Annotated in this window: 13 protein-coding genes and 4 pseudogenes; 8 read left to right on the plus strand and 9 right to left on the minus strand. The window is 70.4% G+C overall.

From position 1 onward, the window contains the following. Nucleotides 1-242 precede the first annotated feature (242 nt). Nucleotides 243-368 (minus strand): hypothetical protein, encoded by a 126-nt coding sequence (locus ACIRC0_RS24395; RefSeq protein ID WP_403619178.1) that lies wholly within the window; start codon nt 366-368, stop codon nt 243-245. 332 nt (nt 369-700) lie between these two features. Between ACIRC0_RS24395 and ACIRC0_RS24400 the strand changes: the two genes are divergently transcribed. The 7 genes and pseudogenes from ACIRC0_RS24400 to ACIRC0_RS24430 form a co-directional block, all read left to right on the plus strand. Further along, nucleotides 701-1414, plus strand: a complete 714-nt coding sequence (locus tag ACIRC0_RS24400) for an SDR family NAD(P)-dependent oxidoreductase (protein ID WP_403619181.1) — start codon at nt 701-703, stop codon at nt 1412-1414. Between the two features lie 684 nt (nt 1415-2098). After that, nucleotides 2099-2525 (plus strand): annotated as a pseudogene (locus tag ACIRC0_RS24405) (pyridine nucleotide-disulfide oxidoreductase); the annotation flags it as partial. Between the two features lie 365 nt (nt 2526-2890). Next, the gene (locus ACIRC0_RS24410) at nt 2891-3310 is read left to right on the plus strand and encodes an Ohr family peroxiredoxin (protein WP_403619184.1); all 420 of its coding nucleotides are present in this window, start codon (nt 2891-2893) and stop codon (nt 3308-3310) included. A gap of 90 nt (nt 3311-3400) precedes the next feature. Beyond that, a pseudogene (locus tag ACIRC0_RS24415) lies at nt 3401-3774 on the plus strand (molybdopterin-dependent oxidoreductase); the annotation flags it as partial. Nucleotides 3775-3878: 104 nt separating this feature from the next. Further along, entirely contained in the window at nt 3879-4376 is a 498-nt protein-coding gene (locus ACIRC0_RS24420; RefSeq protein ID WP_403619187.1) for a hypothetical protein, read from the plus strand. Between the two features lie 153 nt (nt 4377-4529). Continuing rightward, nucleotides 4530-5408, plus strand: a pseudogene (locus ACIRC0_RS24425) (IS5 family transposase). Nucleotides 5409-5466: 58 nt separating this feature from the next. After that, nucleotides 5467-5544 (plus strand): annotated as a pseudogene (locus ACIRC0_RS24430) (response regulator transcription factor); the annotation flags it as partial. Nucleotides 5545-5668: 124 nt separating this feature from the next. Here ACIRC0_RS24430 and ACIRC0_RS24435 read toward each other — a convergent pair. From ACIRC0_RS24435 to ACIRC0_RS24470, 8 genes are all read right to left on the minus strand, one after another. Further along, nucleotides 5669-5803, minus strand: a complete 135-nt coding sequence (locus ACIRC0_RS24435; RefSeq protein WP_403619190.1) for a hypothetical protein — start codon at nt 5801-5803, stop codon at nt 5669-5671. Between the two features lie 101 nt (nt 5804-5904). Further along, nucleotides 5905-9636 (minus strand): CHAT domain-containing protein, encoded by a 3732-nt coding sequence (locus ACIRC0_RS24440; RefSeq protein WP_403619193.1) that lies wholly within the window; start codon nt 9634-9636, stop codon nt 5905-5907. Nucleotides 9637-9647: 11 nt separating this feature from the next. Next, a complete protein-coding gene (locus ACIRC0_RS24445) occupies nt 9648-10568 on the minus strand; it encodes a hypothetical protein (protein WP_403619196.1) in 921 nt (306 codons plus the stop codon). After that, complete coding sequence (locus tag ACIRC0_RS24450) at nt 10565-10933, minus strand: hypothetical protein (protein ID WP_403619199.1); 369 nt, start codon at nt 10931-10933, stop codon at nt 10565-10567. The genes ACIRC0_RS24445 and ACIRC0_RS24450 overlap by 4 nt, the downstream gene beginning before the upstream one ends. Nucleotides 10934-11262: 329 nt before the next feature. Further along, nucleotides 11263-12057, minus strand: coding sequence for an SDR family NAD(P)-dependent oxidoreductase (locus tag ACIRC0_RS24455; RefSeq protein WP_403619202.1), 795 nt, complete (start codon nt 12055-12057; stop codon nt 11263-11265). Nucleotides 12058-12087: 30 nt separating this feature from the next. Next, nucleotides 12088-12387 carry a hypothetical protein gene (locus ACIRC0_RS24460; protein ID WP_403619205.1) on the minus strand — a complete coding sequence of 100 codons (300 nt, stop codon included), beginning with the start codon at nt 12385-12387 and terminating at the stop codon, nt 12088-12090. Next, nucleotides 12377-12862: a VOC family protein gene (locus ACIRC0_RS24465; RefSeq protein WP_403619208.1), complete on the minus strand. Its 486-nt coding sequence runs from the start codon at nt 12860-12862 to the stop codon at nt 12377-12379. Before ACIRC0_RS24465 ends, ACIRC0_RS24460 begins: the two co-directional genes overlap by 11 nt. A gap of 139 nt (nt 12863-13001) precedes the next feature. Next, entirely contained in the window at nt 13002-13706 is a 705-nt protein-coding gene (locus ACIRC0_RS24470) for a type 1 glutamine amidotransferase domain-containing protein (protein ID WP_403619211.1), read from the minus strand. Between the two features lie 621 nt (nt 13707-14327). Between ACIRC0_RS24470 and ACIRC0_RS24475 the strand changes: the two genes are divergently transcribed. After that, a complete protein-coding gene (locus tag ACIRC0_RS24475) occupies nt 14328-15254 on the plus strand; it encodes a LysR family transcriptional regulator (protein WP_403619214.1) in 927 nt (308 codons plus the stop codon). Nucleotides 15255-15463 lie beyond the last annotated feature (209 nt).

The following is a 15463-nucleotide window of genomic DNA, read 5'->3' on the forward strand; positions in this document are numbered from 1 at the left end:
TCCGACCAGACGCCGCGTCTACCGGCTCAGGGAAGACGGGGCGGTCTTGCGCGACATCGAACTCGTCACCATCGACATCGAAGACGTCAGGTTTGCCTGACGACACCCGACAGGTCATCCCACCCGCGCATGACCGACCCTCGGCCTTCGATGGAGGCCGAGGGGTCAGTGATACGAACGCCCAGATGCACGGCGAACTCGGTCCAGGAGTCGCCGATCGCCATCACCCCGCGGGCGCGACTTCAGACTGCCACCACGCTCTGCTCGGCAGCACGCGCCGGCAGGGTGCCCTGCCCGTCCACATGAGACGTGCCGTAGGGGTTGCCGTCCGCGAACTTGACCGGGTCGGTGAAACCGGGGGCGACCACGATGCCTGCGAAGTGGTGGACAGAGGGATAGAACGCCTGAAGTGTCGTGCCCTGGCCCGCGTGAGCGGTGGCCGACGACGTGAAGCACGAATGTCGGCGATCGCGGCATGGTTGGCAACCCACGCCGGGTTCGACTGGATGGCCTCCCAGGGGGCGAGCTCAGGCGCCTTGACCAGGCGCCACTCATCCGACCAGGTCTTCGCGGCGCATCGCACGACTCGGGCCGCGCCGACGCTGGACGATTGACTCGAATAGACCGGTCGTCTACATTGCATGTATTCGAGGGTCGGCTAGTTCGGCTGGATCCGTCTCACACGATCGGAAAAGTCATCATGAGCAACCAGGGACACAAGGTCGCCGTCATCACCGGCGCGTCGCAGGGCATCGGAGCCGGACTCGTCACCGCCTACCGAAAGCTGGGATATGCCGTCGTCGCCACTTCCCGCAGCATCGCCCCGTCGCAGGACGCCGATGTCCTCACCATCCAGGGGGACATCTCCGACCGTGCCACCGCCGAGCGCGTAATTGCTGCATGCGTGGACCGGTTCGGCCGTATCGACACGCTCGTCAACAACGCGGGGATCTTCATTTCCAAGCCGTTCACCGACTTCACCGAGGACGACTACGACGCGGTGCTGGGAGTGAACGTCAACGGCTTTTTCCGCATCAGCCAGCTCGCGGTCGCGCAGATGCTGAAGCAGGGGGGCGGGCACATCGTCCAGATCACGACCAGTCTGGTCGAACATCCCAACTCGGCAGTGCCGTCCGTCCTCGCGTCCCTGACCAAGGGCGGGCTGCAGGCTGCCACCAAGGCGCTGGCCATCGAGTACGCCTCCCGCGGCATTCGCGCCAACGCGGTGGCGCTGGGCACGATCAAGACTCCCATGCACCCTGAGGAGAACCACGAAGCGCTCGCCGCGTTGCACCCGATGGGCCGTCTGGGGGAGGTCAGTGACATCGCCGATGCGGTGATCTACCTGGAGAACGCTCCGTTCGTCACCGGTGTGATCCTGCCCGTCGACGGTGGCCAGACAGCAGGGCACTGATCCTTGGGCCCGAGCACCGCCGCCCGGGTCGTCGCCGCGGCATGGACGGGCGGCCTGGGCTGCCTTGCGGTGGTTATACAAGGACGTCGACTCACTGGCCGAGGACATCGAGCAGGTGCACTGCACAGGCGTTCCGTTCGGGGCGAACCTGCCACTGGTTCGACGCGATCAAGTCGTCGCTGTCCCATCCGCTGCCGGTTCCGGTGGTCGGCCTCACCTTCGCCGTCCCGGACCCGGCTGTCATCACGGTGCTGCGCACCGCCGGCACGCTCGTTCTCCGGACGGTCGCCTCGCCTTCGGAGGCGGTCCCGGTCACGGAGGCCGGTAACCGCATGCTGATCGTCCAGGCCTCGAGGCCGGACGCCATTGGGGCACGTGAACACCACAGCGACTCGGGCCGTCGTACCACTCTCCCCCGGTCGCTGGACGAGGTGGGGCAGAGCGGGCCCCTTCCTCTCGGTCACCGCGGGCGAGTCGGCGACGCCCACCGAGGTCGTCCAGACATGGCGGGTCCGCGCCACGGCGGCCCTGGTCGGTACCGTCCTGCCGTGCGCCGACGAGTCCGGGGCCTCGCCTCCCTGCCGGGCGGCGTTGCCGACGCGGCTGACCGTGGAACGGTGGTCACCAAAGGCCCGTCCCTGGACGAACCGTGACGCGACCTCCGCCCGGCACGCCCCCGATCCGGGCGAACCACTCGACGACGGCCGGTGGTGCGCATGCCTCGACGGCCGACAGCGCCGCAGTCCCTCAAGTGGTCATCACCCAGCCCGAGGTGGCCAGCGTGGGACTCACGACCCGGGACGCGGAGCGCACTGGGCGCCGGGTCGATGTGGTGGACTACGACATCGGCCGCGTCGCCGGCGCGGCCCGGTATGCCGATGGCTACCGCGGCAAGGCGCGCGTGCTGATCGACGCCGATCGCGGCACTGTCGCCGGCGTGACGTTCGTCGGTCCCGGGACCCAGGAACTCCTGTACTCGGCGACCGTCCTGATCACCAGTGAGGTACGCGTGGACCGGCTGTGGCACGCCGTCCCCGCGTTCCCGACGATCAGTGAGGTCTGGCTGCGCATTCTCGAGACCTACCGGGACCGCGTCGGCACGGTGACGTGACGCGTTCTCCCTCGTTGCCGTGCGTTCCCATTCCTGTCCGTTCGCTCCCGGGCGCCGCGCGCCCTGGCTGGGATGGAGAAAGACCGCCGGGAGTTCAGTTGAACACACCCTGCCGCCGGAACAGCCGCGCTTCTGCTCACCGTGGGCCATGCGCCGGCTGTGCCGTGACGGTGCCGGGCTGCTGCCCGCCGCCGGGCCGGTCGCGACTCGCACGCTTCCTCCATGCAGTCACCTCCTTGACTGGTGACGACCGGGGCTGTCACTATCGAGTCACCCCTCGAGAAGGTGACGCTCATGTCTCCGACAAGAGGGCGTTCGACTCGACTTTCGAGAACCCTGAATCGACCCCGAAGAGGAACTGCGACATGAACAGCTACACCGCGACGGTCAGCGTGGTCGGCGAAGGCCGTAACGGCGGCCGGGTCCAGTCCGAGGACGGTCTGCTGGAGACCAGCCTCGCCGTCCCCAAGGAACTCGGTGGCGCCGGCACCGCAACCAATCCCGAGCAGCTCTTCGCCGCGGGGTGGGGAGCGTGTTTCCTGGGCGCCGTGCGTCGCGCCGCCGCAGAGCGCAAGGTCAGGTTGACCAGCACCGCGATCAACACCGAGATCACCTTGCTGCACGAGGACGGCGGGTTCTCCCTCGCCGCGGTGCTCAATCTCGAACTGGGGGGCGTCGACGAGCCCACGGCTGTCGAGCTCGCCAACGCCGCACATCAGCTCTGCCCCTACTCCAAGGCCACCCGCGGCAACATCCCCGTGACCATCAACGCCACCGCAGTCTGAACCAGGAGACAGGTCACCTCCGACCGGCCCCACGGACGGCAGGTCCTCCCCACCGTGGCTGCACCCCGAGCCCGACCGCGCTCCGGGAAAGGCCGTCGCATCGACGACACGCCTTTCGCCGGAGTGCGGCTGTCCCATCTCCTGGAAGCCGCCGGAGTGCAGTCCTACGGCACCGCACTCCGCCTCACCTGCTTCGACAGCGCCTACACCGAGAGCCTCACTCTCGAGCAGGTGCGCCGCGCCGACGGCCTGGTGACACTGGGCATCCAGGACAAGCACACCACCCACGCTCACGGGGGCCCGTCCGGCTCTTCGTGGCGCCGATGTACTTCCGCAAGTCGGCCAAGTGGCTGTTCGGCATCACAGCGACCAGCAAGGTCGTCCCCGGCTACTGGGAGGAGCGCGGATATGCGCTCGACGGCTGGATCGACGGAGTCGACCGACACGGCGGCTCGGCCGTCTGACGCATCCGACAGATCCGTCGGCCGGAACGGACCGAACGGCCGGCACGCTGCCACACGTGTACATCCCCACGACAAGAACACCGATGAACCGAAAGGAAGCAGAGATGCCGAACTTCACCAGGACACGCAAAGCACGCCACCTGATCGCAGCCGCCGGAGCAGCCGTGGCCGTCGTCGGCGGTGCGGCGCTCGCACAGTCGGCGTCGGCCGACGCACCCGCCGCGAAGCCGCCCGCGAAGATCTTCGAACTGGTCGGCAAACAGACCTCGGCCGGGGAAGTCGACCTGGGCGAGCCGGGCATCAGCGTGGGTGACCAGCGGATCGTGCACGAGGACCTCTACCGCGATGGAGAGAAGGTGGGCGATCACAGCTCGGCCTGCACCTTCACCCGGGTCAGCCCGGCCGCCCTCCAGTGCCTGGGCACCTTCGCGCTCCCCGAGGGACAGTTCACCGCGCAATCGCTGTTGCACCTGCCCGCCCCGCCCTCCGTCGACGTCGGCATCACCGGAGGGTCGGGCGACTACAGCACGGCACGCGGATTCATCCGCACCGTTCCGGCGGGTGCGACCGAGCGGCACTTCACCGTCCACCTCCAGCGCTGACGAGCCGCGACGTACCAGACCGGGCCGACGGCCGCACCGTCCGACCCGGTACGGATCGTTCCGATCCCGGTCACGTGGTGGCCGGCTACTGGAACTACTAGGTCTGTCCGGCGGATCATGTGACTGCTACGGGGCTGGCTCGTTGGCCTGTCCATGGGGCGAGGAGATCTCTCGAACGCGGAGTGGGCCCGGCTGAGGCCGCATCTGCCGAAGTCCGGCAAGCGGGGCGGTCGCTGGGCAAGCCGTCGCAGGATCATCAACGGGATCTGATCTTGTACCGGAATCGCACGGGGTCCCGTGGGGGGATCTACCTGCGCGTTTTGGCACGTGGAAGACCGTGTACGAGCGGCACAGACGCTGGTCGGCGGACGGCACATGGGACAGACTCTTAGCGGCCGTCCTGACCGACGCCGACGCGGAAGGCCGCATCGACTGGTCAATGGTGAGCGTGGACTCCACCTCCTGCCAGGCCCACCAGCACGCCGACGGGGCCCGCAAGAGACGCCCGCAGATCCCGGGAAAAGATCAACGCCCCGCCAGCACCGCCCCGACGAGGGACTCGGACGCTCCCGGGGCGGTCTTACCTGCAAAATCCACCTCGCAGGTGAAGGCGGACGACGCCCCTTGGCCCTGCTGATCACGCCAGGCCAGTGGGGCGACGCCCCGCAGCTCATACCTGTGATGGAACGCATCCGGGTCGGCCGCCTCGGCGGCGGGCGCCCCCGCACCCGACCCGATCATCTCGGCGGGGACAAGGCGTACTCCTCGCGCCGAAACCGCCGCTACCTACGACGGCGCCAGATCAAGCACACCATCCCCGAACCGAGGAACCAGCGCGCCAACCGCCAGAGCCGGGGCAGCAGGGGTGGCCGGCCCACCGGCTTCGACAAGACGATGTACAAGAGGAGGAACGAACTCGAACGGACGATCAACGCCCTCAAGAACTCCCGGGCCGTGGCCACGAGAGACGACAAGCGCGCCTACATCTTCCACGGCACCATCGCCGCGATGCGGCTGTGGCTGCGCTCATGACCGACAGCACCACGTCTACCCGTCACACACTCTCGACGGTGGACGTCGCCTCGCGCACCTCGACACGGGGGCCGGCGACTTCCTGCCCAAGCCCTTCTCGTATGTGGTGCTGGTCGCCCGGCTGACCCGCCGCCGCCCATTCGCGGACGTTGCGGAGCGGGAACTTCGGATCGTGCGGTAGCCCGGACGACGCAGGCTCGCTGCAGCAGGTCCTTGCCGGCCGGGCTTCCGCCCTTCGGCAACAGCGGCACGAGTACCACTCACTGATTGTCCGTCAGATCCGCGGGGTCCAGGTTGCGGCCGGTCTGCGTGCGCGCGTGCGCCTCGATCGGCGCGACGTCGAAGCCGAATTCCACCGCGTACGCCACGGGGGCGCGGCGTACCTCGTGTCGCACGGGTCGCGACGTCGCCAAGAGTGAGTGCACACGTCCTTTCGAGCAGGGCGAACGCGCTTCCAGCCACCGGTCATCGGCAGAGCGAGGTTCGGCCACCCGCTTCAGGCACCGGTGTGCATGTAGGCCGCCCACAGGGACGGAGCCGCCCGGTAGGCGTCGCGGGCGGCGCGGAGCGACCGGTGCAGCGCGAGCGCCGCGTGGGAGGGGTACGCCGCACCGGGGCTCGCCGGTTCGGCCGAGCCGTAGAAGCCGGCCGCGAGGTGGGCCGCGAAGGCGTCGTTGACCGGCCACAGGGTGCCGATCACCTCCGGGAAGCCGGCCAGCTGGAAGGCGCTCGTGATGTGGATCGCCTCGTCGGCCAGCCGTACGGCGTTCCGCGCGGTGTCGCACGCCGACAGGAAGGCCAGGCGGGAGCCGCTCAGGTCCATCCGGGAGATGTCGTGAACGGTCATCGGGTTGTCTGCGTGGTCGTGGAGCAGCAGCCTGCTGAGCGACGGGTCGGCCGCTTCGCTGACGGCGTGGCAGGCGAAGTGCACACTGCGGTGCCGGGCCATCGCCGCACGCACGGCCGCCGAGGTCGCCGCCGCTCCGCTGAGCACGGTCGGCCGCTGGGCGCGCAGGCACTCGACTTCGCGATGCGCACCCGGCAGTGGACGCGCTCCGGGCGTACGGGGCATGGCGACGACAAGGAGACCGTCCTCAGCGGGCGGGGCCGCGGTCCGGCCGCGGGCATGGACCAGCGCGCGGATGGTGGGCGTGTAGGAGGACGCCACCCGGTCCAGGACGGTACGGGGGCGGGCGCCGTCCTCGCCGGCGTCGTCGTGGTGCCCGGCAGCGTGCAGCGGGAGGAACGTGAGCTGTCCGGTCGGCGACCACCAGACCCTGGGCGGCGCGCCGCCGTCCGGGCCGTCCATTCCCGTGCCGAGGAGCCCGAGGTCTTCCAGCCGGTCCAGCACCGGTTCGGTGACGGTGTCCCAGAGCCAGCCCAGGACGTTGTGGACGGTCCGCTGGGCGGCTCGCTCGTCCGCTCCCGCGGCGGTCCCGTCGGCCACTGCCTGATCGAGCCGTTTTACCTGCTCGTCGACCGCCTGCGGAGTGAGGTGGGGCAGGGGGAGCGTATCGACGCCGTTCGGGGTGACGAGCAGGGCGTCGGAGCGGTACGCGCTGACGTTGACGACCACGATCGGCCCCTCGGTGGCGGCCTGGAGCAGCGCCCCGGCGTCCGGTGAGCCGAGGAAGTGCCCGAAGCCTGGCAGCGTCCGGATGCGGCCGAGCAGGTCGTCCCAGGCACCCGTCACCTCCCGGGACGCCGGCGCGGCCGCGGTCGCTCCGGTCGAACGTGCGGCCGTGTCCTCGTAGGCGTCGCGGTCCTGCAGTTCCGCGGTCAGCCGGGCGAACTCCGCAGCGAGGTCCGGGTACTGCTCGCGCAGTGCCGCCAGATCGCCGCTGCTGTCGATCGTCTGTGCGAACAGCACCCCGCGTCCCTGTTCGAGGATGCGCAACGCGCCCAGCGGATCCCCCATCGTCAGGGCGCACGCCGCCGCGTCGGCGGCCAGGCCCATCTGCCGGGACAGCCCGTACTCCTGGTCCTGCCGGGCCAGAGAACGCGGGGCGACCATCGGAAGCAGACCCACGGCGAGCGCGAAGGCGTTGTGCGCCTCGGCCCACCGGCCGTCGGCGGCCAGCAGCGTCCCCCAGTGCCGGGCGTCCTCCACACGGTCCAGGGGCGGCGCGGCAGTGGTCAGCGCGGCCTCCCGGTACGCCTCCCGCGCTTCCTCCCGAGCCGCGTCGTCTCCGTGGGCATCGGCCTTTCTGCGGAGCGCGAACGCCAGGTTGCTCAGCCGTGAGGCCCGCGCGCGCCGGCCTTCCGGTACCGCGGCCGCCGCCTGCCGCAGCAGGGCCACCGCCTCGTCGAAGTCCGCCGGGTCGCCCGTCCGTTCCGAGCGCAGCCTCAGAGCCACGGCCAGGTTGTTGCGGTAGCTCCCCAGGTAGGCGTCCTGAGTGTGACCGGTGTCCTGGACCAGGGCGACGGCCTGCCGGTACAGGCCGATCGACTCGTCGAGTGCGGCGGCGTCGCCCGTGCGCTGGAAGAGCATGCGCAGCGCGCCCGCCAGACTCTCGAGCGTGCTCGCCCGTTCCGCGTGCCGTTCCGGGGTGATTTCGAGGGCCTGGCGGTACAGGCCGACCGCCTCGACGAGTGGTTCCGTCGTGTCGGCGCGCTGGGCGATGTCTGCGAGGATCCCGGCGAGCGTGGCCATGCGGTGAGCCCGGTCGGCGTGACCGGGCGGGGTGAGGCCCAGTGCCTCGCGGGTGACGTTCATGGCCTCGATCAGTGCCCCGGAGTCGCCCGTGCTCTGGTAGCGGGCCGCGAGCGCGTAGCCGAACTGCATCAACGCGCTGATGCGTTTGGGGCTGTCGGGGGGAAGCGCCGCAAGGACCTCCCGGTGCAGCGCCAGTGACTCCTCCAGGACTTCCGGCCGGGGGGTGTAGCGGAACCACGCGCGCAGGATGTGTGCGAGGGCGCCCTGGGCGGCCAGCCATGGCGGGGTTCCCCGCTCCAGGAGACCGGCGGCCTCACGGGCCAGGCCGACGGCTTCCTCCACCAGTTCCGGTGCGGGGCCCCGGTAGTGGTCCTGGGCCAGCAGATCGACGGCGAGATTGGTCCGGACGAGCGCATAGATCTCCTGACCGGGCGGCGCGCTCGCCACCGCCTGCCGGCGCAGGGCGATCACCTCCTCCAAGGCCGCGGGGTCGGCGCGGCGTTCGAAGTCGGTCATGAGCGCGGCCGCGAGGTTGGTGAGCAGGCCGATCCGCTCGGCGGAGTTCCCGGGTGCCTCGCGCAGCGCCCGGCGCAGCACCATGACGGCCTCGTCCAGGTCCGCCTGGCGGCCGGTGTTCTTGGCGAGATCGAGAAGGGCCAGGCTCAGCGTGCCGAGCGCGGCGCAGCGCCGCGAGCCGTCGTCGGGTACGGCCTCTACGGCGGCGCGCCCGGCCTCGACCGCCCGCCGCAGGGCCGCAGCCTGTCCACTGATCTCGTAGCGCAGGTGGCAGGCCTTGCTCAGACCTGCCAGCGCGGCCCAGCGGTTGGGGTCCGAGGCGGAGACGGTGGCGACAGCCTCGTCGAAGAGCTCGACGGCCTCGTCGAGGACGGCGAGGTCATGCGTCCGTTCAGCGGTGTCCGTCAGCGCGTCGGCAGTGATGGCCAGTACCGTGCCGCGCAGCGGTTGGTCCCGGGGGGTCAGAGCCACCGCCTTGCGGCCCGTCACGACCAGCAGACGCAGGTCTTCCGGACCGGGTGAGAGCCGGTAACGGGTGTGGAGCGCCATCAGAAGATTGCGCCGGTACTCTTCCTCGTCCGGCATCCCGCTCCGCTCGACGGCCGTGAAGAACAGGTTGTCGATGGCGCAGTCCAGGTAGACGGGATCGCCGGTCTCGAAGTACTGCTCCAGCAGCCCGACGGCGAAGTCGTTCCACTCGGCCGCGCTCGCGCCGACTTGTTCGACGTGTTCACGCACGACGTCGGGCACGACACCCGGGTGAGTCACCGTGAGCGGCAGCAGTTGCAGGGCGGCGATGCGCAACTCCCGCATGGCGTCGACACCGAACGGCAGGTGGGCGAAACGCCAGAAGCTCAGCATGCCCATCCAGTACGCGGCCTCTGGATCCTGACGCCCGCGCAGGAGCCAGACCAAACGGTCGACTTCCTCCGATGCCTCCGGATCCAGGACCGCAGCCGAGTCACGGTCGGCCTGGCACCGCCGCACCCGTTCACTGACCTGGGCCACGAGGTGATTGCGCTGCTCGGTCCAGTCGGTCTGGTCACCGTCCGTCATGTTGCTCCCCCTCAGGTGTCTTTCCGCAGCGACTTCGTGACCTGTTCTCCCACCGCGCGGGTCAGCCGCTGCGGGCACTCCAAGCCCAGGGCCCGCGCCAGTTCGGCTCCGTGGACGTCCACCACGGACTCGACCAGCAGGGCGAGTACCTCCGCGGCCGCCCTGCCGCGCCACCATCCCGCAGCGCCGACCGCGCATCCGAGCACCGCCGCGGGCCACCACCACACGGCCAGTACGGCGTAACCGGCGGCCCACGCGATCAGCTGGGCCGCAGCGGAGAAGGCGGCCCGCGCCTGGTGGAGGTCCAAGCGGACACCGTCCGGCAGGATCAGCCACAGGCGGGGCCAGGCCGACACGAGGTCGAGGTCGTACGTCTCATGAACGCGGGCTTCGGCGGCAGCCAGACGGTCGCCGATCCAGGTCGGATGACATGGCTCGCGCAGAGAGATCCGGTTGCGCACGCCATAGGCACGTTCCGCCCGGCGGATCAGCGCCTGCCGCCCGGCCGTGTCCGAACGTGCGGCGCGCGCCGCCGCCAGATGTGCGCTGTCGGCCGCCCGCGCAGCAGACCGGTACTTCGCCCGTCGGCGTCGGGCGAGCCACGCGACCGGCCCGATCGTGTCGGGGTCGCCCTCCATCAGCCACAGGCGTTCCACCAGGCCCCCGAACCCGCGCGCCGTGACCGCGGCGCCCGCGGCGCAGGCCAGCACCATGAAGACCGTCAGCAGAACGGCTACGGGGCTGTGTCCGCCGGTGCCGGCCGCCATCGCCGCGAGCCGCCGGCGTGCCTCCGGGACGGGGTACCAGGGGTGCTGTCCCAGCGCGGAGGCGAGCATGGCGACCGCCACATACAGCAGACCCGGCAGCGCCAGTGTCGCGGCCCAGCGCTCGGCGAGTTTCCCACCGAGCGACCCGAGCACGCCGGTGATCACGCGATCCGGTCGCGTCGCAGGGCCCGCCCCCACACCGCGCACACAGGAGGGTCCTCCCGGGCACCGCGGGGCAGTTCCACGCGCGGGCACCTGTCGGCGGGGCACACCAGGGCCTCCAGCACCGGATGCCCGCCCGCAGAGGCTCCCGGCAGCATGGAGAACACCGGGCCACCGTCGCTGCGGTAGGCTCCCAGCCCGCCGACGTAACCGGCGCGCAGGAGCAGATCGTCCAGAAGGTCCAGCTCAGCCGCCGCGTCCTGGCCGGAGCGCACCATGTCGAGCACTCGCTCGGACACCGCGGCGAGCTGCGGATCGGTGACCAGTGGCCCCGCGCGGTCCGCCAGCCGCGCACACAGCTGCCCCACACGCGCGTCGGACCCCTCGTCTCCGGACCGACCGTCACCGGTCACCGGCATACCCCCCGTCAGCCGCACCGGCGGACGCCGGACGCGACCGCCAACACACGCCAATCTACCGCGCTGCCCGCGAGAATGAGCCGTGTACAGGCATGGGCCGGGCGGCACACCGCCCGGCCCATGCCCCTGTCCGGCGGTGCGGGGGCGGCGGCGCCGGTCGCGGGAGTAGGCGTTGTCGCGGCGGGCTGATGGGCGGGAACGGGCGCGCAGCTGCCCGGGGCGGGCGGGAGACCCGGTGGCGTGCAAGCGCACGGCCCTACCGCGTCTCCCGTCGTGCGTCACGGGGTGAGGGAGTTGAGGGTGCCTCCTTCGACCTTCAGTGCGGCTCCGGTGGTGGCCGAGGCCTGCTCCGAGCTGGCGAAGACGATGAGGTCGGCGACCTCGGAGGGCCGGATCAGCCGCTGGATCAGGGAGGTGGGTCGGAAACGGGCGATGAACTCGCGCTGCGCGGCGTCGAAGTTCTCCGCCTCGGGAAGGAGGGCGGTGATGTACTGTTCGATGCCTTCGGTGTGCGTGGGGCCGGGAAGCACGGAGTTGACGGTGACCCCGGTGCCGGCCGCCGCCTTGGCCAGGCCGCTGGCCACCGCCAGCAGGGCGGTCTTGGTCACGCCGTAGTGGACCATGTCCAGCGGGGTGTCGATGGCCGTCTCGCTGGAGACGAACACGACGCGGCCGAAACCGCGCTCCATCATCCCGGGTATGTACTGGCGGGCCAGCCGCACGCCGCTGAGGACGTTGACCTCGAAGAAGCGGCGCCACTCCTCGTCCTGGATCTCCAGGACCGGGGTGGAGGCGAAGATGCCGGTGTTGTTGACCAGAACATCGACCTCGGGGATCGCCTCCAAAAGGACCTGGGCCCCTTCGGCGGTGGTGACGTCGGCGGCCACGGTGACGACATCGGCATTCGGCACGCGTTCGCGGATGCCTTCGGCCGCCGCCTTCAGCCGGCCCTCGTCACGGCCGTTGAGCACGGTGCGGGCCCCGGCACGGGCAAAGGTCTCCGCGGTGGCCAGGCCGATGCCCATCGTCGAGCCGGTCACGAGGGCAGTACGGCCCTTGAAATCGATCTGCATGATCATCCTTGAATTTCGGTACGGGTGAACTCAAGCGCAGGGTGCTTCTTGCGGCGCGAGCGTAAGAACGTCGAGGAGTTCGCGCCTGAACGGGTCGATGACGGAGACCTCGTGGGCCTCCTCCCCCGGCTCGGTGTAGATGCCGGAGCGGTAGGTGTGCGAGACGTATGGCAGGCCCGCCGTCGTGTCGGCGGCCGGCTCGTGCGGCTGGGCTGGTGCACGGAGGTCGCCCAGCGGTTCGTAGGTGAGGCCGCCGAAGAAGCGGACGGCCTCACCCGTCGAGGTGACGACGGCCGGAACCGGGTGCCGGCCGGTCGGCTCAGACCGCATCGCCGCCCACCGCGGCGTTGGGCCGGTTGATGAGCTCGATGACCTCATCGTTGGGCCCGTAGACGAAGGCCGCCATGAACGTCATCGGGATCTTGCCGCGGGTGCGGACGGTCATCGGGCCGCCCATCGGGCGAGCCCCGGCGCGCAGCGCCTGCTCGAACAGGGCGGGCACGTCGTCGGTGCGGACCGCGAGGTGGACCAGCGCGGCCACCCGCCCGCGGGCGGCGTCACTGGGCCGGTGGTTCGGGTCGAGGGGCTCCGGCGAACCGCCCGGAGGAGTCGAGACGGCGTCGAACAGCTCTATCAGCCGGTCATCGCCCGCGTCGAGGAAGACGGCACGGTGCACGCCGCCCGCGCTCCACTCCTGCACGAACTCGAAACCGAGGCCGGTGGTGTAGAAGTCCACCGAGGCATCGAGGTCGTAGGCGCGGATCGCGATGTGGTCCAGACCCTGATTCAGGGCGTTGGGGATCATCGTGGTTCCGTTTCAGACAGGCCGGCCCGACAAGGCCGGGCGCAGCGCGGGCAAGCGAAGCAACAACGCGGTGAAAGCGGTTGGAGGCCACGCGTGGGGGGAGCCTGCGGCCGCGTGACACTCCTGGCGGCGACTGGTGTCAGCGGTCAGCGAGGGCCTTCAGGACCGCCTGGGCCGTGGACGTGCTGGACTGCGGGTTCTGTCCGGTCACGAGGTTGCCGTCGGTGACCACCGTGTCGCTCCACGGTGCGCCGTTCTCGACGACGGCGCCCCGCTCGCGCAGCCGGCTCTCCAGGAAGTAGGGCGTGTTGTCGCCCAGGCCGCCTTGGCGCTCCTCCTCGTCGGTGAAGGACGTCAGCGCGCGGCCGGCGAACGCGAACGAGCCGTCCTGCTTGGTGGCGCTCAGCAAACCGGCCACACCGTGGCACAGGGCGGCCACCAACGTGCCCTGGGCGTCGGCCTCGTTCAGGAGCCGGCCGAGGTCGCTGTCGCTGACGAGGTCCACCATCGGCGCGTGTCCCCCGGGAATGTAGAGCGCGTCGTAGTCATCCAGGCGCGCCTGGCCCAGAGACAGCGGGTGGTCGAGCTGGTCGCGGATGCCTTCCAGGTAGGTGCGGAAGCGCTGCGCGTCGGGCGCGGAGACGCCTCCGCGCTCGTCGAGGCTGAGCACGTCGACGGTCGGCTGGACGCCGCCCGGCGTCGCGATCACCACTTCGGCTCCGGCGCCGGTGAGCGCCTCGTGGGAAGCGGCGACCTCCTCGGCCCAGTAGCCGGTGGGGTGCGAGGAACCGTCCGCCAGGGTCAGGCTGTTCGCGCCCGAGATGATCATCAGGATTTTCGGCATGTGTCTTTCTCCAGTGTGAGAGCGGACCGCAGCTTTGAGGGGCCGTGCAGTGGAGCTGCAGTGCCCGAGACAACGCCAGCATCCAGGGGATTTAGTTCTGCCCTAGAAGCTGATCCATAAGAATTCTTATGGCTCGGCCGCCGGGAGAGCTGACAGGCCCGCGCGGGTTTGGTCCCCTCGGAGCAATGAAGGCTGCGGAGGTCAGCCCGGGGAAGAAGAGCCGCCATGCCGCCAACGGCCGCCGCGGCGGGAAGGGAGGGCGGCGCCGGCCGTGCACGCGGCAGGCGCGACGACGGGGCGGTCAGGCCGTCGTGCCCTCGGGGCGCCGGACGAAAGCTGCCAGGCGGCCGGCCGCAGCCAGCCACTCCCCCGCCAGGGTGCCGGGGCCCGGCGCGGCCGGTGGCACGGAACCGGCAACGTGCTGCCCGGGCGTCGGAGGCGGGGCGCGGCCTGCGCGCTTCCGTGCATGCCGCGCCGACGGGGAGGCGGTCCTGTCTGCGCCCGGCGCGGGGCGGGTGCAACGCCGGTCGCCGACGATTGCCCGCCACGATTGCTTGCCGTGCGACACCGTCCTGAGCAGCGGCGGCAGGGGAAGCGCCGGCCTCGTGCTTTGCTGTGTGGGTGGTTCATGAAAAGCGCGGTGGTACGCCGAGTCTCGATCTGCTGCTGACGTTCCTGGAGGTCTACCGGGCAGGGTCTCTGTCAGCGGCCTCGCAACGCCTCGGGGTCACGCAGCCGGCGGTGAGCGGCCAACTCGCGCGCCTGGAGGAGCATGTCGGCGAGCGCCTGTTCGTGCGCACTTCCAAGGGCGTGACGCCCACTCAGCGCGCAGCAGCGCTCGCGTCACGCGTCAGCGGGCACGTGGAGGGACTGCGCCGCGCACTGGGCTCGCCGGAGGAACCGACGCTCGGCGGGACCGTGCGCATCGGTGCCGCCGCCGAGTTCGTGACGCTGCGAGCCGCGCCCGTGCTGGCCGAGCTGGCCAAGCAGGGGGTACAGGTGCAGGCCGTGCTCGGTCTCGCCGACGAACTGCTTGCGGCACTGGCAGCCGACCGGTTGGACCTGGTGATCTCGTCGGTCCGGCCGACCCACCCGGCCATCCACGCCGAGGCCTTCGTGGACGAGGAGTTCCTCCTGGTCGCGCCGCCCGCCATGGCACACAACGTCGACACCGAGCGGCTGTCGACCGAACCGGTGGCAGCTCTGGCGCACCTTCCCCTCGTGGCCTACGCCGAAGATCTGCCGATCGTGCGTCGCTACTGGCGCAGCGAGTTCGGACGGCGTCCGCCGAATCCGGTGGTGTTCATCGTCTCTGACCTGCGGGCGGTTTTGGAGGCGGTGGTGGCAGGGGCCGGGATTTCCGTGCTGCCGCGCTATATCACCGCGCCCGCGCTGCAATCCGGCAAGGTGGTGCAGCTGCACGAGCCGGAAGCCGCGCCGTTGAACACCCTCTACCTCGCCGTACGACGGGGTACTCCGGGAAGCCCCGCCGTCACCGTGTTGCGCGACGCACTCCGGCAGGCGGCCCGCCGGTGGGACACCTTGTAACTGATCGTTTCAGAATCAGATGCGTCACCAGAGTCTCGAAGGCGTCTGCCGGCCTAGTTGGATTGCCGCCTGACAGGTATGAGCGGTGATTGGTCGCCTTCCGCTCGACGAGCAACTCGCCGTCCTGAAGATCGTGCTGTCCCGCAACGAGGTCCTGTTGGAGATGCTGAACCGCCGATCTGCGACGGCACGGAGCAATCTGCGCGCCG

Source organism: Streptomyces sp. NPDC093984, from assembly GCF_044764595.1.
Taxonomy (GTDB): domain Bacteria; phylum Actinomycetota; class Actinomycetes; order Streptomycetales; family Streptomycetaceae; genus Streptomyces; species Streptomyces cynarae.